The following is a 19,670-nucleotide window of genomic DNA, read 5'->3' as shown; positions in this document are numbered from 1 at the left end:
GGATCGGGGCAACCTAGATGTCGAAGGCGCGGCAAGCATTGTCCATATATGAACCCTTGGGCGGTCGCCGGTCATGCCACTCGGATAGGCGCGAGTGCCACATGTGGATGGCTCTGGTTTCCGGTGCCAAGGTTGCCTCCACGATCTCCGCATCGTCAAACAGGTCGAGAGCGCGCTCGTAAGGGAGCGGATAGAACACCGGGCGTGGCTGAGCGAGTTCTAGCTTGTCATACTTGCGAGCCAGGTAGGTGATCATCGCCGGACCCGCCACACCCCAAGGCAAGTCTTCGAGCTTGACTTCTCGCTTGCGCAGCTTCGTCCACCAGTATCCAAGAGTGCGTCGTGGGCCGAAAAAGGGAGGTAGCCAGTCAGTGGCCGGTATGTTGCGCAACTCCTCGAGCATGGCTGACTTGGCGGGCAATTTCAGGATCGCGCCATTTATTGACGTGTCGTGCTCCCACCCAAACACATAGTCGCTCGCGAAGTCGAGAGGGCCGAGCAGGATAACATCAAGGTCCATCCAATAGCCCAATTGCTGAGCAAATATCTCATAGCGAAAAAAGTCGGATCCCAGCGCCTTGAACTTCCCGTCGAAGAGGAGGACCCGATTCCTGTCGCTCATGACATCGGCCGCGTTTCGAACTTCCACACCCGTCGGCACGCCTTCGAGGGTTTCTGGCTTGTACGAGAAAACGGTCACGGGATGACCTTGAGCCATCGCGGAAGCGATGCTGAGGCGCTCGATGTAGCCCAGCGGTCCTTCGAACCAGAGTGTATTAATGGCCTCCATCAGTTCCACTTCTGCTCATAAGCTCGGCCAAGAAAGACCCCAAAAAGCAGATCGCGAGCGATTGAAGCTTTCTTGAAGCCCCAGGGCCAGTCACCGTAATCACCATTTGAGACCGATCGGATCAGAGCCTGCATTCTATCGGCGAGAGAATGCGCCATATAGGCGGCGGCACGTCGCTCCAGCTTGGTTGCCAAACCCTCGTACTTACTAGCAATCCAGCATGCCCGCTCCTTCAGAGAAGGGTGATCCAGGGCAATCGCGCGGGCAATGGTCGCCCGCGCCAGCGCGGCTTCTGCACCGCGCTGGTCCTGCCTACCATAATGCTCAAGCCGTCCTAGAATTTTCTGCGCAAATCGAGTGTTACGGGGATTCGCACCCACCGAATTGCTCGCGTGTTGACGGTAGCCAACCAGAACGCTGTCCACGAACAAAACCTTCCCGGTAAGCGAGGCAAGAAAAAAATACCACTGATCATGCGACATAATATCCAAAGGATCAGCCACGTCGTTTAGGGAAAGGTTCCAAAATTCGTCAAAGCGGCGCAAATCACTTCGAAAAACTTGAGTCATTCCATATGAATGGTGAAACGGAGTAAATGGGGAGGCGCTCAATCGTTCGCATTCAAGAGCCCCTCTATACAATTGCGAATTCCCAATTCGGTCAATGTCAACAATACGCGCGTTATGAAACGCGAGCATGACCTGTGGATCGTCAAAGCAGATGTTCATTCTGGCGATCTTTTCTTCATCCCAGAAATCATCTTGATCCGCAAATGCAATCAAATCTCCCTCGCACAACGATGAGGCACGTCGAAAATTCCGAGCATAACCTAGTTGCGATGAATTTCTGAATAATCTTACTCGAAAATGTGCTTTATCCGCGAATTCCTGCAAAAGCGGCATAGTATCGTCGCTCGAGCAATCGTCGCAGACAACGAGTTCGTGCGGCGGATGGGTTTGCTCAGATATCGTGCGCAGCTGTTGCTCCAGGAATGGAGCACCATTGTAGGTGGCCAAAGCTATCGAGACTTTGCGGATGCTTCGATCTTCGCGCGCGCAAGGGTCATTCGCAAGGCGGTCATCGGTCAAAGAGGGAATTCCTCAGGCGCTATTGGGAATGGACGGACAGAGGAGTGCTCGCCTTTCGCTTAAACCCCTTCCTCGACCGGTGGAACGGGGTGAGGATTCAACGGCACTCGAGCGGCTCGTACCCGAGATTGAATTTCTCTCGCTCGCGACGAAGACACCAAAGCGGCGTTGACAAAAACCAGCGATAGGATGCTGGATGTAAGCACCGCGTACTCGAAGTTGCTATGAAGGCCAACCGCAACCAGGGCGGCTCCTGACCCCAGCGCGACTCCAGAGTGAGTAGCGCGGGTATTCCTGAATGCAGTGAGAAACGCAGCGGTAGCAATTCCTCCCAGGAGTAGAATGAGCGCGATCTCGCCAGCCCAACCTCTCTCGGCTCTAGCTACGAGATATGCGTTGTGTACCGGTTGTGATCGGGTTGCGAAAGTGAGGGTTGTCCCTACTTTGTCGAGGTAGCCCCCCAAATTGCTGACCGGAACAAAATTGTTTGCGCCCACCCCCAATGGGTGGTCTGCTGACATGCCTCGCGCGGCGTCCGCCAAGGCTACTCGCGCGGTTTCTTCAGTGGTGAACTCGCCGCCTCCGAACCGCTCGCTAAGCGTTCCAATAGCGAACGGAGCCATTATCCCGGCCGCAAGCCCCCCCAAGACAAGCATCTGCCATTTTCGAGCTGTCCCGCGCCGAATCAAGCTCGCGAGGATCAGCAGGATTGCGCCCAAAGCGAAGAAGCCAAGTGAGCCCCGCGAACCGCCTCCTGCGATGCAAATGGCCCCTGCAATAATGCCAAGGTAGACAATTTTGCTACGTTCACCCTCCAGTACCGATGCAATGAGCGGCAAAACGCTGAGTTCGACTGCCAAGCCCAGCACGTTCTGGTGATCAAAGGTCCCAGGTGCTTGGATCATCCCAGCTACCTTCTGGCGGATCACGAACAGCGCCTGAATCACAAGTCCAATTGCCAGGCCCTTCATAAGCGCGCGGAGCGCTTGCGGCCTGTGGAGTTCGCTTGCCAATGCAATGAACAACACGATCATCTGCAAGGTCTGAAAGACGATAAAGACCCCGGCGATCTTGATACTGGCCGAAAAAAGCGACAGGATTATCGTGATGAAAAACAATGCGATGAGGGGCAAGAAAGATATTCGATAGCGGCCTGACGGGCGGGTGAAAAGAAGCGCTAGCGCCAAGCTGTCGACGAGCGACAGAAACATCCCCTTTGAGAGACCCTGCCATTCGGGCCACACATAAAAAGCAGCGGAGGGAGATATCTCGCCTACGCAGAAGAGCATGGCGCCGATGGCCATGACTGCCCCATCTCGCCTTGCGGTGTTCGAACTCAATATGGCCACAAACAACGGCAAGGTCAGCAGGATGATCGCGAGCCCGGCCCAACGCACTCTTTTCTCCTCCAAACACACCCGATCGGCTTTAAGGTACGGTGCATCTGATTTTCCGGGGGCAAACTCAAGGAATTCTCGGTCAACCAATGGTTTCACAGCCAGCGTGAAAGCACTTTAGGTATCAGGACACTCAAATAGGTGACCACAAATTCGAGGTTGGTATCCAAGGGAATGCAGAGAGTCCGTAAGGCAGAACTCGTTGGCGTATTGGCGATCGGAGTCCTGGTCGGCTATTCCTTGGATCAATCGCGTCCCATTGGGACGGAGGGGCGAGAGCCCGAGATCGTTGCCAGAGCACTGCTTCCATCAGGCAATTTCGAAACCCGCCGCGGAAAAGCTGATATCGCCGTCGTGATATATAGCGATTTTCAGTGTCCTCTTTGCCGTCAGAGCGAACCGGACTTGCGCGCTGCAGCAGAGAGAGATGGAAACGTGAGAGTCGTATATAAGGAATGGCCCATTCTCGGAGCCAAATCGCAGCGAGCATCGGAAGTCGCGTTAGCGGCAAAGCGGCAGGACCTCTATTTGGAGGTGCGCGACAAGCTCATGGCAACCCCACTTCCGTTGACCGAGGGCAAGTTGCGCACCGCCGTTGAGGAGTCAGGTGGAGACTGGGAGCAAATCGTCGATGACATTGAGGCACACGCCGCGGAGACTCGTCGGCTGCTCGCGGAAAATAGTCGAGAGGCTGTCTCACTGGGCTTTCGAGGTACGCCAGGGTATGTGATAGGAGACCGAGTGATCGAAGGCGCTTTGCCTCGATCAGATTTCGCGCGAGTGTTGAGGGAAGTCCGGCAACCCTAAGCAACGGCAGTTCCAGAAACTGCCGCAGGTCTGCTAACGATCATTTCTGCTCAACAGAAAGAATCCACCGCTCCGGTCCCTCTAGCCCGATCGCGGTGAGCCGGCCGGTTCGGTAGGCTGCCGTGTCGATGTTTATGCGGTTATGCCTGAATTCGGGCTCGTCTGTCTCGGCGTGGCCGTGAACAACGATCGCTCCGTGTTCCACTTCGCTTTGGAGAAATTCGTCCCGGATCCACAGCAGGTCGCGGGTCCTCTGCTTGTTCAGGTCAAGCCCTGGCTTGATGCCTGCATGACAGAAGAAATAATCTCCGGAGATGAAGTGGGTCGGCAGGGCTCCGATCCACTCGAGGTTCGGCGTGCCAACGGCTTGCGTGATCCTTCTCGCTCGCTCGGGGGCTGAAAGACCCCGCAGACGGTCAGGGTGCAACCCGAAACTGAGCAAAGTCGCCGCGCCCCCGTTTCGCAACCAGATCCGCTGTGCGGCATCGCTGCCCGCTGCCGAGCGGACCAGCAGTTCCTCATGATTGCCACGCAGAGTGACGACGCCGCTCGTGCCCTCGTCAAAACGCCTTACCATTTCGATCATATCCCGCGAGCGTGGCCCGCGATCAATCAGGTCGCCTAGGATGATGATCTTGGTCGCACTGGCTCCGCGCGATTGGCCATCTCGCTGGATTGCCCGCAGCATCATTGCAAATAGATCCGCCCGGCCGTGGACGTCCCCGATTGCATAGATTCTTTCGGGGCTTGGTGTTGCTCCTTCCGCGCGCCGACTAGAGACTGGCGTGGAAAGTGCAGTATGGGCATTCATTACCAGCGTCTCATTGCAGTATTCTTGAGGAATATCGCCAAAAAGCAGAACGGTTCCGTAGGGCGCTCGAATTGGGTCGACGCGATGAGCCTCCGGGAGTTCTAACTATCAGAAAAACCATCCAGGCAGAAGCCAGCTCGCGCAGCTCCCTGACGTGGAACATCGCTTTACCCCCCTTTCAATTTTTCTGGCCGAGCGGGCAAGCAGTTGCGGAACCTATTCAGTGGGCAGCATTGCTGGCACGCCGCTCTTCGAACACCTCATGACGCGGCTAAGGCAATGCCTATGTGCGTATCGAGGTACTGATGGAAGGCGAAGCGTCTCTGGCCCATGCGTCGGCAGGTTTCGCGCGCGCCATCGTATGAATATGACGAGTGCTCAATCCTTGTTGGAGCCGTGGGAACTATAGGGGGTTTTCGCCCATGACATTGCCTGCATCGCTGTACCTGCAGACGAGGACCTCCTCACTCCGACCGCGACTGAGAGCGCAACCGACTTCCGCCGATTTGCGCCATATCAGCTGCGTGTAATGGCCGACGTCATCCACCTTCCCGGTCCGGCTGTTTGATGGGAAAATGCCTGTTTTGAAATGCTGCTTTTCGGAGATCCAGAGCCCCACCATAGCATCCGGAGCATAGGCGTCCGGCGTTCCGCCCCATAGGTTTTCACCTATTGGCTCCGCACCTGGTTCATCAGGCGAGTGTTCGAAAGATCCGGTCCGCGCGAGATGATTGGCCCATTGCTTGGCCCCGGCCGCCAATTCGTCGTTCCATTGAAGCGGAGGCACGCCGACCGCGGACCTCTCACGATTGTGCGCAGCAAGTATGCGTTCGTCGAAGTTGGTGCGCAGGCCAGTGCTGCCAAGGATTATGGGCGCGACAGCCAGAAGAGAAGCGGCGGCTGCGCGCTTGCCAAGCCTGAATGCTTCCATACGAGACCCCTCGAAAACAAAGAGGTGTCTCGCAGAAACTTGTCACGAAATGGTTTACATCAATCTGCTTGCTCTGTCCGGATCTCTCTGGGAGCGCACGATCTGCACGACATCCCCTTGCTTCGCTTTTTCAAAGAGAAGCGAGGCGAACTCCAGCGGGATGCCAACGCAGCCGTGAGTTGCTGACCCGCGCCGGACATCACTTCCATGGATTGCCACACCGTCCTCCGTCAGTCGCAAACTGTATGGCATCGGTGCGTCATATGTTCGCGAATGATAGTCTCGATTTTTCTCCGCAATCGGGAAGGATCCCATAGGGGTCATATGGCTATCCGCACCGTACAAAATCACAGCGGTACCAATTTCATGACCGCCCTGAAAGACGGACATGAGTTGCGTTCGCAGATCTACACGGATCAACAACTCGCCAGGGGGCACCCCGTCCGCGTCCCACAGAAACTCCCCGTAAGCGAGTTGTCGGTCGACTTTGAGTAGCGATTTGAGGTTGCCCGCCAGAGTGCCGTCTTCTGCGGCAGTCATTGCCTCCAAGGGAGTTAGGTGAATTCGCTTGTTGGCATCCTGTTCGGACCAAGCCGGCGCTGTAGCAACAGCGTTGTCCCGATCATCAAGCGTCAGTATCTCCCGAGCTGTGCTTGATCCTTGGGCGGCCACCAAACCCATGCACACAAAGACTGCCAGCGTCGCGACAATCAGGGTGGGTTTGACAACACGCACTGCCGACTCACATCAAACGCATGACGGCCCCGATCCCCGATGCCCTGTTTGCAGCGAAGTCAGTTGGCAGTGCTTGGGATTCGAGGCAGTCGTCGCCGCGTCTGCAGCCCTGCGCCTCACCTTCAAATCGATAAGCCCTCCTTCGACGCATTCCCGCGCCGATGAGACCAAACCCTAGTAACAACATGGCCCATGTTGATGGCTCAGGCACCGCGGAGAATGGTGGAGGTGAAGGTGGCGGACCTCCAGTGCCGCCATCGCTGCCGCCACCCGAAGGTCCGCCGCCATTCCCACCGCCGGATCCGCCGCCGGCAACTGGAATCCCGATAAAGCCACCCGCGCCGATAATGGGACCACCTCCCACCAGATCTGACGTGCCAAATGGCCCCTCAAGCATATCAGGTGTCGAGGGTTGTTCTTCCGACGCGAAGAAGACGGGCTCGTCTGGTCCTCGAGCTGCACCCGGGGGGGCTGGAGGAGTAGGGAAGACTTTGCCCAGCGCGCGTTGCCTCAGCTCGTCGCCATCGTCGCCCCCCAGCTTCGAAATACTTGCTGAAGATTTCGACTTGTTGAGGTTGCCAGTAATGCGCTCTCCAGGCGAACGGTTTGCGAGCATGTCAAAAACGTTGCGAACCTGGGCGGCGCCAGGCACCTGGCTGTCCTCGGACAGAAGGGCGCTTGCGATAGGAATCGCGGCCGCCAAACCCAACGCCGCCGCTGCCAGCAATGCTGGACGTAGCCAGGCCCGTGATCGGCTAGATGGTTGGTCGGCAGCGGTGATTATCATGATAGCATCAGACTTTTCGAATCGCGTAAGCGGAGAGCATACACCCGGTTAACGCTCGAGGCACGGATTCGTCCCGAGCTTGGTGGCCCATTTTGGGACGATGTACCCGATTGGCACAAGCGGCCGAGAGATCAACGACGGAATTGGCAATCCTAGATATCATTCTGAACCCGGATGACCGAGCCGGTCGCGGAAGGATCGCGCCGCGGGAATCCTCCCTTCAGGGGGCAACCCGAAGTGGCGACTTCGAAGTCAGCCTTTCCCGGACGCGAAGCGTCTACGCTCCTGAAGAAGTCCTACGGAGAAGCCGAAATTGCCCGGATATTACGCGTGCCTACCCGGGAACCCTCTGGCGCCGCGAACGGCTCGGGAAGTTCGTTGCAACCCCAGACTTTTTGAAAGGGACCTCGTTGACGTCGACCACCGAGGTCCGTCCTCGAGCCCGATTACCGACACCCGCGGACCCTCAGTTTCGACCAAACAGCGAATGCGACTGACAAACGCAGCGGCGCAAGGCTGCGGGAAAGCTTCGGCTTAGCGCGCCGCACTATCGGAGACCGACAATATCGCTTGCCTTGTCGTGTTATCGTAGGTCAGCCGGATGCCTGCCTTCGCGAGGGTTTCCGAAGTAACGTATTTCTCGGCCGCAGCAGAAGTCTTCAACCAGACAAATAGCGATCTATCCAGCCTGTCTTCAAACAATGAGATGAGCTCGCTCAGGCGAACGGAGACCAGCTCCCCGTCATGGATCTGCAGCTCAAGGCTTTCGCCGAAGCTCTCGCCCGATTGGGCGAGGACCTCAACCTTCCTCGGTCCGTCATTCTTTCTTTCTACAGAGCGGTGATGCGGGGTTCGGTCCACCTGTGGATTCTGTGACTTCCCGTCAAGACGCTCTAACGATGAGCGAATCTGACGCAATCGGGAAACGTCGTTGGTCTTCGGTCGCATTTCGGAACTGCGTCCGCGATCGACAGTTGCCGATTGGTTTTCGTCAGCGTCGATCAGAGCGGTTGGCGGGATGCCCGTCGCGGAAGCTCGCTCTATCGCCGAGCTATCCATGGCCTCGGCGATGACCGCAGATTGGATGGATCCCGTCGCTTCAAGATCGGAACCAGGCGCTTCAACGGTAACCTGCTTGCCTGCCAAGTCGACCAGTGACTTATCTGACCCATCATCGGAAGAAGACCCGGCCAGCAGCAAACTGGTCGGGACTGATAGATTTCCCGCCAAGGTATCATTCGAAAGCCGGTTGGTGTTGGATGGTAATCTGTTCCCTTGATCAGCGGCGAGCTGGGAGGGAGGCGCCCCAATCGCGAACTGCTCAATTTTTCCAGCTGCCCTGCTCTCGGCGGCAGGTGGAGGGACGATCATCTGCCCAGGGTTCTGCTTCGGCAGAGCGGAATAAGTAAGAAGTTCGCTGCCCGATCCCGCATCGTTCAAAGGAGGGTCAATGGCAGGGCTCTTGAAGGGCAGGGTCGCCGACCGCGCTCCTTGGGGCACCGGGCCTATGGTTCCAGCAAACCCAACCCTATTTAAAGTGACTTGGTCCTTGAAAGCAGAGGCTGACGAACGGTTGGCAATAGGGGGCGTCCGTCTCGTACCCACTCTCTCTATAGCGCCGTCTCTGACACCGCCCTCAACGTTTGCCCGTCCGGAAACGACAGGAGGCATGCCGGAATAGAGGACTGCGTAGGCCGCGAGGGCAATAGACGTTGCGCCAGCAGTGCTTGCCAGACCTTTTGAGTTGGCCCGAATGCTCTGGCCAAGACTCCTCCCGACCTGCCTGTGCGTAGGACGTCCTGCGTAAGTTACGATTGGCTGGTATCGATCACCCATTGGTCAATCCGCCAAGTGTTAGCTGCCTCAGTGAGGAGAGAAAGCTAAACCGACTAACGGGTCAACCGATGCCTCTAATTTACTGGGGAAAAGAGATTCACGGGATCTTGTGCACCGTCAATGATGTTACGGGCGGCCCGTACCAGGATCGATGATGCGGAATGCGCTGCAAGTGTCGCGCAGGTGTGTGGCTGGCGAAAACCTTAGGTGAGCTAACGACGACAACGTCGCGAAGCGGGCTCAATCGCTGGATGCCGCACCCCGTTCAAGCTGCCCAGTTTGCCCTTGAGATAGGTGTCGCCCGTTCTCGATATCGTCGGCTACGCTAGATAACACCCCGGCCATCGCCATCCACATTTCCCTCGGCGTTCCATCGAGGCACATGTCGTTTGGCACCGCATGCGACACTTCTATGCAGTGGTCAGCCTGCTGCCTGATGTAATGTGCAATCAATTGCGATTCGGTGGTGAAGGCGTGCATGGTGCCAAATTCAAAAGCGTTCAGTGTCATGTGACAACGCTGCACATGGGCATCGTTCCGCACTGGGACGACCTGACTCATCCAGCCGAACCCGACATCCCGTCCTTGATTGTGTCCCACAAAGCCCCCGTTCTGGAAGACACAGATAATGAACTTACTACGAATTGGAATTCTTGCGATCCAGGCGATGCGCGCGGGCATACAGACCTTGCCAGTCTTTTCGCCACACCAGTAGTCCTAACCAAATAAGCGCTGCCGGTGTGGCCAAAGTCCAGATCTCAACAAGACCACCGACCATGGCAATCGGGATAAGCAGCATGCAAAACAACACGAGTCGATAGGTGCGCGTCGGCGTTGTTGGGAAGCTCGTGACGCCGTACGATCGACCATAACGATAATTCACGTAGTCCATCCAGGCTGGGATTATCATCGACAAGCTCAGGGCCCAGCCGACGGGGCCGATCGCAATCAGCCCTACGAAAGCAGCATAACGAAAGCACTGGAGTGGCAGATAAAGCCAGATGCGAGTGTCCTTGTCGATCCGGTTGTACAGCCAATATGTTCCTCGCGTGGCCAGCAGCGTCGCGGTCCAAATCAGAAAGGCTAACGGACGATCCAGGCCGTCGATCAGCAGGATGCCACCAGTCCCGAAAAATGATGCTGAGATCCAGGCTTTCCATTCGAACCGTGGATCCTCGAAAACTCTCGCCTCTGCGGTTAGGCCAGGATCGTCCTCATAACGGGCCGCGCAACGGTCATTGTCGTGGTAGCCTGCTTCGTAAACCGACCAAAAAGAAAGAAACAAAAATACTAGGCCAGCGAACAGCGGAACGCTCGGTGCCTCGCTTGTTAACGCGGCAATTATCCAGATCGCCAATGTTTCTCGTACGAGCCGCTGCCGAGCTAAGGAATTCGGTTGTTTGACCTTCGCAAGGTAATCGCCCGGTATATAGATGCGGTTCTGGAGTGCAGGTCTCAATTCAGCCGCATCCCATGTCACCAGGCAAGGTACGGCGCATCGGTCCAGCAGTTTGCGGTCATCCAGGGAATCTGTGACGACTACAGAACGTTCAACTATCTCCGGGTCGACGTGCGACAATACGAGTGCAAGCTTTCCATCACGGCGGTGCGAAGGCCGCCGCAGTTCACAGGCTACCAGCGTGGCATGGGGAAGGCCTAGGAATGGAAGCATCGGACGTATCAAGCGTCGGTACCCATTGCTGGCGATGATGAGGGGGCCGGGTGCCCGAAGAAGCGCATCTCTCAGCGGAGTATTGAGGCGGCGCGGCACCTCAACGGCACAATATCTGCGCCAGCGCGCATACGTCCAAGGCAGGAATGCGATCACAATCAGAACACGCCAGGTGTCGCGACAAGTTGGACCTCCGAGCCACCGCCAGGGCCGCACGAACTCCAGACCACGAAGCAGAATTTCGCCGATCAGGATTGGCTGGGCGAGCCTGAGGAACTCCTCTGTAGAATTGTGGAGAAATAGCGTCTCGTCCAGGTCTACGATGATCGGGCAAGCCGCATCATCGAGGATACTGAGTGCTTCGGCGGGCGCCATTAAGTCGAGATCCGAGCCGCTGGCATTTGGAGTCGCCATCTGAGACTGCCACATATCCTTAGCGAAACTTGCCGGTCAACGCCTACCATGAGCGGTCTCGATCATCACGCCGTCTCAGTATCAAAAGGTTTGATAATCCCTCGAGCTTGCCAAATGATTGAACACACTTTCCGATCGTCGCTGCCGTCAGCCGGGACCTGGATGGTGGTGCAAATTTTTGTCCATCCACCTCCGGCCCGCGTCTCATGAGCAAACCAGGAACTTGGGAACGGCTCCCACCGTAGCTGGACTTTTCGACGCCTGAACTGGAGCGCAGCTGTCTTGTCACCACATATTGAGACCAGTAGTCGATTGTAAGTAATCGTCGTATACCAACCTTGGGGCTGAGATGGCGCGTCAACCGCCCATACTGGACAAACGGAGGACCGATGATGAAGCGCGAAGCGTTCTGGATGTCGGCACTTCCCTTGATCCGCATGTCGGATGAGCTTCCCAAGATTATTCATCAAACTTTCTGGACGGGAAACCTGCCTTCTCACTTGAAGGATAACGTTGACCGTTTACGGGCCATGAATCCAGGCTGGGAGTATCGTTTCTACGATGACTCTGCTTGCGAGCATGTCATCGATGAATTTTTCGGCAAGCAGGTTTTAAGTATTTATTGCCGCATTAATCCGCATTATGGGGCTGCGAGGGCCGATCTTTTCCGATATTTACTGATGTATTGTGTGGGCGGGGTGTATCTAGACATTAAGAGCTACTTCGATCGTCCTATAGAGCAGGCCATTTCGAAAAATGATTCATTTATAATATCGCATTGGGATAACAAGGCTGGTGGATCATATCCAGGTTTTGGTCTTCATAAAGAGCTTGCGCGATGGCCTCAGGGGGAGCTGCAGCAATGGCATATCATTGCAGCCCCAGGGCATCCTTTCCTCCGGCGCGTTATCGCAAAGGTGCTCAGCAACGTCGAAGGATATAGGCCGTGGCGCCAAGGCATAGGTCGCGTTGGCGTATTGCGGGTTACCGGGCCCATAGCTTACACCCAAGCGATTATGCCCTTGTCGGATGATCTCCCTCATCGACGCATTGGCAATAATTCAGAGATAGGACTGCACTACAGCATTTCCGGGGAATATGTTCACAAGGATCACTTCAAAAATCATTACTCCCTGCGTACCGATCCAATTGCCAACGTTCCATTTTTACTGAGACCATTTAGTCGCTTGTACTGTTTTATGAAGCAAAGGCAGCGGAAATTACTCGGAGTGGCAGCGGACGGCTAGGCCCCACTGGTTTCTCTTGTCTCAATAGGAGTGCGAAGTTGCGCTATTTGGTGGCCGGCACGTCTGAGAGATACGAGCCATTGTTTCCCGTTTTCCTTTTCCGATCAGAACAGGCCGGCTGACCCAGCGCCAGGTGGCTAGATTAGCCGATAATGGCCCGAGGCTTGGTCAATGAGTGCCGCCACCCGGCATCCACTCATCAACGAACAATCGGTCGAGATCTGTCACGAGGAGTCAGGCGAGGACGAATCTGGCTTGCATTGCGACAACTCCATCGCACCGAACTGCTTCTACCATGTCGCCGGCGGAGCGGAGATAGATCGGCTGGCCGAGGAAAATCGGCGCAAGCGCGCGAAAGGAAAAGCGCTTCAGCGGTCCATTGCGCATGGCGACGGCAGCCAGTTTGGTAGCGGTAAATGGGCCGTGGACCACGAGTGCCGGGTACCCTTCAATTTCCCGGGCATAGCCCAGGTCGTAATGAATGCGGTGCGCGTTGAATGTCGCTGCGGAAAAGCGGAACAGGTTGACCGCATTCGGAAACCATACTTCGCCTGCAGGCAGTATGGGAAGCGCCTCGGGCAGCGCCGTGGGTTCTCCCTCTCCACGATAGACGAGGCTTTGCTGCTCGCGCACACTTACCTTACCGTTCTGCTCAATCGTTCGCTCGACTTCGACGAACACGAGATCGCCGCTGCGCCCCCGCTTGTGCTTCACGTCTGCAATGCGCGAAACGAGGCGTGCATCCGTTTCCAGTAAGAGAGGCGCACCGAACTCCAATTTGCTCGCCGCGAACATCCTGCGCGGCAGCGTAATACCAGGCAGAAACCCACCCCGCGTGGGGTGGCCATCGGCGCCGATCGCTTCATCCTCGGGTGCGGGTAGGAAGAATGCCCAATGGGATAGCGGCGGCGCGGCTTTTTCGACGGCGGCATGGGATCCCACCGCCAAGGCAAAGCGGCGCAGCGATTCTGTGCCAAGTCGCTCCGATCGCTCTTCCGTGCGGCCGATCGCCTGGCGCCACTCGTTGACTTGGCTCTGTCCCACCTGGTTCACGGACGACCTCCCATCGTTTGCGCGTACTTGGGGAGAATGGACCTACTAGGCTCGGGCACTCCCTGCGCGTCCGTCGCAGGAAGATTGGTTCTCGGCAATCGGCGAAATAGCGAGACGGACGCCCCGCCTGAAGTATCGCTAGAGATGGTGTCATCGGGCAGGGGCCCGATCCCTGCTCGTTGAGATGCACAACAAGATATTAACCTTGGCTACGTAAAACTCCGGATACCAATCACAGGAACGACCGGAGTGACCAGAATGAAGATTGCAAGTTTGGCGCCGCGCGCCGTCGTCGGCTCGCTCGCACTTGCTGCCGCGATCTCCTCTATGCCCGCCCTCGCGGCGACCGACGGTACGCTCGGCGCCACCTCCACGGGTACTGTCTCGATCACGGCGTCAGTTCCCAACCGGGCGCGCATCTCGGGACTTTCGGATATCGACTTCACTAACCAGGATCCCGCGAGCGCAGCGAGCGCGGCGCAGAATGTGTGCGTGTGGAGCAATACCGCGACCAAGGCCTATACAATCACCGCAAGTGGCAGCGGCACGGGCTCGGCCTTCACCCTAAGCAACGGCGGCGCTACCGTTCCTTACCAGGTGCAATGGGCGGGTGCATCGGGGGCTCTGACGGGAACGACGCTCACCGCCGGCTCCGCGTCATCTTCATTCACCTCTACCGCCACTAACCAGAATTGTGCGAGCGGACCCAGCGCCAGCGCAAGCCTGATCGTTGGGCTTGACACCGCTAACCTTGGCACCATGAGCGCCGGGTCCAGTTACACGGGCACGCTGACACTTCTCGTCACTCCGCTCTGATCCTGGCATCCCCCAAAACGACCCGCCGAGGAGTTCATACTCCGCGGCGGGTTTTTGCTGTCTCAAGCAAATCTTAACCAAAACTTTTTACCACGTTCCCATGAGGTACGTGGTTCTCCTTATCGGGCCTGTGATCGCTTGTTATGCGACGATGCTCGTGCCGGCCACCGCGCAGGCGCAGGAGCGGGCGCGGCTAACAGGCCTCGCGGACGTGAGCTTCGGTCTTGTGACCAGCCTTGCTGACACTTCGCTCAGCCAAAGCGTGTGCGCATTCACGTCCAGCCGCATCGAACGCTATTCTGTCATCGCCGCGGGAGGTGGGGCCGGAAATGCTTTTGTGCTGGTGTCCGGAACTTCGCAGTTGGCTTACGATGTCCTGTGGGCGGATGCGCCTGGCGCCACCAGCGGTACCAGCCTCATTCCAGGAGCTGCCACACCTGGGTTCGTCTCAAGCGTAAAACAGCAGACCTGCAACAGTGGACCTCCGACATCGGCAAGCCTCACCATCCGGCTTCGGGACCAGGTTCTGCAGAATGCGCGCGCCGGCTCATACAGCGGTGTCCTGTCCATCACCATCGCGCCTGAGTGAAGGTCCAGACCGTGGCATCGAGCTCACCCGGTCGAGGGACTTCGGCGTGGCGGATGCGGCTCCTTGTTGCGGCGATGGCTTCCGCTTGTGTCCCCGCGATAGCAGCGGCTTCTTCGCCGATGATCGCGGTCGGAGAGCCCGACGGCTTCTCGGACCTGACCCGCGATCATGAATTGATGGTGGACGTATATTTTGGCGGCATCCGCCGGGGCGAGGCCATTGTGCGCGTCAGCCCCGACCAGGTCACGTTCGCTGAGCCGGCCGCAGTTGTCAGTATCCTGCCCTCCCTCGCTGATGCGAGTGCAGTTCTCCAGACGATCAGCTTGCCGCTTCCCGCAAACGGCGATCTTGCCTGCACTCCCTCGAGTGATCGCTTGAGGTGTGGCCGCCTCGCTCCCAATGATGTTGGCGTGATCTTTTCGCGAGACCGCTTCCGACTGGATATCTTTCTCAATCCCCGTTTCGTCAGAATTGAAGACCGCATCGAGGAGCGATACCTGCCCGTGCCGGCTCGCCAGCTATCGCTGGTCAATTCGATTGGAGGGTTCGTTTCGGGCCAGAGCGAGGGCGGTGAGCGATACGTCAACATCCAGAACCAGCTCGTCGTGGCGAGAGGCGAGCAGCGACTGCGTGCAGACTTCAGTTTTCAGGACGGCAACGGCATTTCAGTGGACCGGATGGTCGCCGAATGGGACAAGCCTGAGCGCCGGTACAGCGCCGGGTTGTTCTGGACGGCCGGCAATAGCCTCGTGGGAAGCACGCGTATCGTGGGGCTTGGTATCGAGAGCCAGATCGACACGCGCCGCGATCGGGAACAGCTCTTTGGCAGTCCGGTCATTGTTTACCTCGACCGACGGGCCCGCGTTGACGCGTTATACGATGGCCGGGTCGTCAGCTCGAAGATCTATGAGGCGGGAAGCCAGCAGATCGACACTTCGGGTCTACCGGAGGGCAGCTATGAGCTGACGCTTCGCATCGATGAACCTGGCGACCTCATACGCGAGGAACGACGGTTCTATTCCAAAAATCGCCGGATCCCTTCGCTCGGGCGCAGCGATTTTTATCTGTTTGGCGGGGTCAATGCCGGTAGCCACCGCGACGCCATTGCAGTCGCATCCGACGGTTTCCTGCTGCAGGGTGGTTATGCGAGGCGGTTGTCCCAGGGACTAGCCCTGGACGGTCAGGTTTCGCTGGGAGACCCCTTTCAGTCTGCCGAGGTAGGAGTAACCATCCTGTCCGGCATCGCGCAGGCGCGAGCGGCAATCCTTGCGAGCAGCGATGGGCGCCTGGGAAGCCTAGTTCGCGTTAACTCGACGGGGTCCGGCCCGTTTAATTACAGTTTCGATTTACGGGCCTTGTCGGCGGCAGAAAGCAACACAGTCGGAGCTTCGAATCCCTTCATTCAGGGTGTGCCATCCGGATTGGGTGAGACGAGCCGCGTGACCGGGCGGGGCTATACGCAGGCGGGCGGACTAGTGTCATTTACCCGCGGCAATTTCCGCCTGCTTGGTACGATGTTCCTTCGCGACGAGGCCAAGGGCGAACTCAAGTACGCGGTTGGACCGGCGATCGAATGGGATGCGGCCCGGATGGGAACGGCCGTTCTGACGCTTCGCAGCGATTTTACGGCGACCGAATCCGGTACCGCCGGTTTTGCAGGTGTCGCACTGCGGTTCACAGGCCGGCGCGGGGGAATCACTGCGCTGGGCGGGATCAGGAAGTCCTCGATCGAGGATGACCAGAGAGGTAGCGGGGCCGCCGGATCGGTGTCCGGCGGGTGGAGCGGCGATGTCCTTGGTGGAGAGTTGGCGGCAGGAGCTGGCTACGAGCACAGTCCCAATGAGGAAAGCGCACTTGCCTCGCTAGAATTCACACATCCGTTCGCCTCTGTCGCGGGAGATCTGTCGCGGACCGAACGAGAGGGCAACGCGAGCACCCAGTATACGGTCGGTCTGCAGACGACGTTCGTGGCCGGCGGCGGTGCACCTGCACGGCCGATCGGCAAATCGACGACGGGCAGCGTGATAGTCGCGCAGATAGCGGGCGCGAGGGAAGGCGACCGGTTCGACATTCTCGTCAACGACCACGTATCAGGATACGTCAATGGACCGCGTCCTGCCTATCTTCGCCTCGAAGCGTACAGAGCCTATAATGTCCGTGTCCGACCCGTCGGGGCCGATCTGGTGTCATACGACAGGTCGCCGAGAGAAATCGGCCTGTACCCGGGATCGGTCACTCAGCTTAGGTGGGTTGCCGCACCGGTCGTCATCAAGTTCGGGCAGCTCATGGATTTGAGCGGCGCGCCGATTGCAAGGGCTACAATCACGGGCCGGGGTGTCTGGACCCAGACGGACGACGCAGGGTACTTCCAGCTCGAGGTACCAGAAGGGGTGACGCTCGAGGTGATGACCTCCACCGGCGCACGCTACGCACTCGAACTCCCGGAGGAGTCGAGTACCGACAAATCTGTAGTCCGTTTGGGCGCAGTCATATGCTGCGAGGATCAAATCGATGGCACCAGCCAGCAACTTTCGCAGCTGGTCAACACGCCCAAAGGAAAGGGAAATTGAATGCGTAGCTTCGTTGCTGGACATGTACTGCTTGCCAGTCTCGCGATGCTTTCACCCTCGGCAGCAAGTGCGGACATGGTTCTGAGCCAGGTCATCGTGGACCTCGAACCTAACGAGGCACCTCGCGATGATATCGAGGTCTCGAATACCGGGTCTGAACGCATGTATGTCCTGGCCGAGCCATTCGAGATTCTCAATCCTGGCACGAGAGAAGAGAGCCGCGTCGATGCGCGGGATCCGCTAGCAGCGGGGTTGCTGGTATCCCCCCAGCGGATAGTCCTCGCTCCCGGTGAGCGGCGCGTGATCCGTGTAGCTTTGGCTGGCGTCCGGCCCGCGCGCGAGCGTGTTTACCGGGTCGCAATCAGGCCGGTCGCGGGAGAAGTGACGTCCGAGGTGAGTGCGGTCAAGGTTCTGGTGGGCTACGACGTACTGGTACTTGCCCGCCCGGCACAAGCGACCGATGCGCTCACAAGTGAGCGGGTCGGGAGAGCCCTGCTAATACGCAACGAGGGCAACGCTTCGCAGGAGATTTTCGACGGCAAGCAATGTGATGGGGAGGGCAAGGACTGCCGCGCGCTACCCGCCAAGAGACTCTATGCCGGGGCGATCTGGGAGCAGACCCTTCCCCACGACACTCCAGCGCACTTTTCTGTGGCCCGGGGATCACGGGTGACGAAACTGGCATTTTGAACCTCTCGGATTCAGTGGGCGTCGCAGGGTTGGGCCTGCCGCTTTCGAAGGGGTCTTTGTCACATCACGCTTGCTTTCTTAGGTCCTTACCAGCCATGGATCCCGAATGCCGCAAGACAAGCTGCCTCCCGTGCGGAATCAGACCCAGTTTCGGGGGATCGTCGATGTGCAGCGGAAGAACCGCCGCATCGACACTCGCCCCATATGGAGGCGTGTGCCGGAAGTCCTCGTGATCGGGCTTATCGTGGCGGTTGCTTGGGCAAACGCGGGACGGGTCATCGCTTCAATTTGGTGATTGTTGCCTTGACCGCAGTCTGGAGCCGTGCACAGGCGCGGGCCTATGACAGTTCCTCCTAGAGCCTTGATTATCGGATCAACTGGTCAACTCGGACGCGCGCTTTTGCAGCGAGTTCCGGCAAATTGGCAATGCACGGGCATTTCCCGGCACGAGCTCGACTTGAACGACGAGGGCGCCATTCGGGACGTTGTCGCGATGCACGTCCCTAACTTGTTGATCAATGCGGCCGCTTATACTGCGGTCGATCGTGCCGAATCCGAGCCTGATACTGCGTATGCGGTCAACGCTCGCGCGGTGGGAGCGCTATCTGAAGCCGGGCGCGCATGCGGGGCGCATTTTGTCCACGTCTCGACCGACTTCGTTTTCGATGGCAGCACCTCTAGAGCGTATAAACCCGAAGATCAGCGCAATCCGCTTTCAGTTTATGGTCGCACCAAGTCCGACGGCGAGGATGCCGCGGGGGCTTCCGCAACAGTCGTCAGAACGTCATGGGTATACGGGCGACAAGGGGCGAATTTCGTCAATACGATGCTGCGAGTCATGCGGTCGCGAGAGGAAGTTCGAGTGGTCTCAGATCAGATCGGATCACCAACGTGGGTAGCGGGGCTCGCAAGCACCGTTTGGCAACTGGGCATCCAGAAGAAGAGTGGCATTTGGCACCACACCGATGCCGGAGTGGCCAGCTGGTACGATTTTGCCGTAGCGATTAAAGAGGAAGCCAACCGGCTTGGCTTGCTCGAGGCAAGCGTCAACGTCGTGCCGATCAGTACGGCTGACTACCCCACGCCTGCGAGGCGTCCGCGCTTCTCACTCCTGGATTGCTCACAGACCAGGAAAGTGCTCGGGGAGCCTGCGGTTCATTGGCGGGCCAATCTCATTGAAATGCTGAAGGAGGTCGCGAACCACGAGCAATCTTTCGGCCCCGTCGAGCCATAGTTTTCAATGATCAGAGTGGCCGGATGGGGTCGAGTAGCTGGGCCATCATTGCCGTCCCTCTTGTGCTTTGAGACGAACAGGCCGCGCCCGAGATCCCGCGTGCCAATGTTGAGTCTGCGCATCATGTCGAGGCGATAATCTGCCTGCGCTCGGGATATGCTCCGCAGCCAAGTCATTTCGCGCAAAGCTCCCAAACATCGGTC

At 57.9% G+C, this 19,670-nt stretch carries 17 protein-coding genes and 1 pseudogene; 7 read left to right on the top strand and 11 right to left on the bottom strand.

Annotated elements, in window-relative coordinates; translation table 11 throughout:
* Positions 1–13: 13 nt before the first annotated feature.
* From AR323_RS13900 to AR323_RS13885, 3 genes are read right to left on the bottom strand one after another with little or no spacing between them, the layout of a single operon-like run.
* A complete protein-coding gene (locus AR323_RS13900) occupies positions 14–799 on the bottom strand; it encodes a hypothetical protein (protein WP_152980366.1) in 786 nt (261 codons plus the stop codon).
* Positions 790–1,878 carry a glycosyltransferase gene (locus tag AR323_RS14585; protein WP_161808767.1) on the bottom strand — a complete coding sequence of 363 codons (1,089 nt, stop codon included), beginning with the start codon at positions 1,876–1,878 and terminating at the stop codon, positions 790–792. The genes AR323_RS13900 and AR323_RS14585 overlap by 10 nt, the downstream gene beginning before the upstream one ends.
* Positions 1,879–1,937: 59 nt before the next feature.
* Positions 1,938–3,374, bottom strand: coding sequence for an O-antigen ligase family protein (locus tag AR323_RS13885; protein WP_152980365.1), 1,437 nt, complete (start codon positions 3,372–3,374; stop codon positions 1,938–1,940).
* A gap of 75 nt (positions 3,375–3,449) precedes the next feature.
* Between AR323_RS13885 and AR323_RS15405 the strand changes: the two genes are divergently transcribed.
* Positions 3,450–4,082: a DsbA family protein gene (locus AR323_RS15405; protein ID WP_057884580.1), complete on the top strand. Its 633-nt coding sequence runs from the start codon at positions 3,450–3,452 to the stop codon at positions 4,080–4,082.
* A 40-nt stretch (positions 4,083–4,122) separates the two neighbouring features.
* On the opposite strand, the gene AR323_RS13875 is transcribed toward AR323_RS15405, so the two are convergent.
* From AR323_RS13875 to AR323_RS14750, 7 genes and pseudogenes are all read right to left on the bottom strand, one after another.
* Positions 4,123–4,893, bottom strand: coding sequence for a metallophosphoesterase (locus tag AR323_RS13875; RefSeq protein ID WP_057884579.1), 771 nt, complete (start codon positions 4,891–4,893; stop codon positions 4,123–4,125).
* Positions 4,894–5,296: 403 nt separating this feature from the next.
* Positions 5,297–5,824: a CAP domain-containing protein gene (locus AR323_RS13870; RefSeq protein ID WP_057884578.1), complete on the bottom strand. Its 528-nt coding sequence runs from the start codon at positions 5,822–5,824 to the stop codon at positions 5,297–5,299.
* 54 nt (positions 5,825–5,878) lie between these two features.
* Positions 5,879–6,559: a L,D-transpeptidase family protein gene (locus tag AR323_RS13865; protein ID WP_235510647.1), complete on the bottom strand. Its 681-nt coding sequence runs from the start codon at positions 6,557–6,559 to the stop codon at positions 5,879–5,881.
* A gap of 139 nt (positions 6,560–6,698) precedes the next feature.
* Positions 6,699–6,776 (bottom strand): annotated as a pseudogene (locus AR323_RS15400) (PEPxxWA-CTERM sorting domain-containing protein); the annotation flags it as partial.
* Between the two features lie 1,104 nt (positions 6,777–7,880).
* Positions 7,881–8,786, bottom strand: coding sequence for a hypothetical protein (locus AR323_RS14755; protein WP_152980362.1), 906 nt, complete (start codon positions 8,784–8,786; stop codon positions 7,881–7,883).
* Positions 8,787–9,422: 636 nt separating this feature from the next.
* Positions 9,423–9,743, bottom strand: coding sequence for a hypothetical protein (locus AR323_RS13855; protein ID WP_152980361.1), 321 nt, complete (start codon positions 9,741–9,743; stop codon positions 9,423–9,425).
* Positions 9,744–9,819: 76 nt separating this feature from the next.
* Positions 9,820–11,283 carry a haloacid dehalogenase-like hydrolase gene (locus AR323_RS14750; RefSeq protein ID WP_152980360.1) on the bottom strand — a complete coding sequence of 488 codons (1,464 nt, stop codon included), beginning with the start codon at positions 11,281–11,283 and terminating at the stop codon, positions 9,820–9,822.
* Between the two features lie 374 nt (positions 11,284–11,657).
* Between AR323_RS14750 and AR323_RS14575 the strand changes: the two genes are divergently transcribed.
* On the top strand, positions 11,658–12,515 hold the full coding sequence (locus AR323_RS14575; RefSeq protein ID WP_083495457.1) for a glycosyltransferase family 32 protein: 858 nt from the start codon (positions 11,658–11,660) through the stop codon (positions 12,513–12,515).
* Between the two features lie 234 nt (positions 12,516–12,749).
* Here AR323_RS14575 and AR323_RS13840 read toward each other — a convergent pair whose 3' ends face one another.
* The gene (locus tag AR323_RS13840) at positions 12,750–13,568 is read right to left on the bottom strand and encodes an FAS1-like dehydratase domain-containing protein (RefSeq protein ID WP_083495456.1); all 819 of its coding nucleotides are present in this window, start codon (positions 13,566–13,568) and stop codon (positions 12,750–12,752) included.
* 258 nt (positions 13,569–13,826) lie between these two features.
* Between AR323_RS13840 and AR323_RS13835 the strand changes: the two genes are divergently transcribed.
* The 5 genes from AR323_RS13835 to rfbD all read left to right on the top strand — a co-directional run bounded on the left by AR323_RS13835 (position 13,827) and on the right by rfbD (position 19,467).
* Positions 13,827–14,384 carry a Csu type fimbrial protein gene (locus AR323_RS13835; RefSeq protein ID WP_057884572.1) on the top strand — a complete coding sequence of 186 codons (558 nt, stop codon included), beginning with the start codon at positions 13,827–13,829 and terminating at the stop codon, positions 14,382–14,384.
* Positions 14,385–14,484: 100 nt separating this feature from the next.
* Complete coding sequence (locus tag AR323_RS13830) at positions 14,485–14,973, top strand: hypothetical protein (protein WP_057884571.1); 489 nt, start codon at positions 14,485–14,487, stop codon at positions 14,971–14,973.
* Positions 14,974–15,092: 119 nt separating this feature from the next.
* Positions 15,093–17,543, top strand: a complete 2,451-nt coding sequence (locus tag AR323_RS13825; RefSeq protein ID WP_057884570.1) for a TcfC E-set like domain-containing protein — start codon at positions 15,093–15,095, stop codon at positions 17,541–17,543.
* Entirely contained in the window at positions 17,544–18,233 is a 690-nt protein-coding gene (locus tag AR323_RS13820) for a fimbrial biogenesis chaperone (protein WP_123321915.1), read from the top strand.
* A gap of 340 nt (positions 18,234–18,573) precedes the next feature.
* The gene (rfbD, locus tag AR323_RS13810) at positions 18,574–19,467 is read left to right on the top strand and encodes a dTDP-4-dehydrorhamnose reductase (protein WP_057884567.1); all 894 of its coding nucleotides are present in this window, start codon (positions 18,574–18,576) and stop codon (positions 19,465–19,467) included.
* The last annotated feature ends 203 nt before the right edge of the window (positions 19,468–19,670 follow it).

This window comes from Tsuneonella troitsensis, assembly GCF_001441535.1.
Lineage (GTDB): Bacteria > Pseudomonadota > Alphaproteobacteria > Sphingomonadales > Sphingomonadaceae > Tsuneonella > Tsuneonella troitsensis.
Note: the sequence above shows the minus strand (reverse complement) of the source record. Positions and strands in the feature narration are given on the sequence as shown.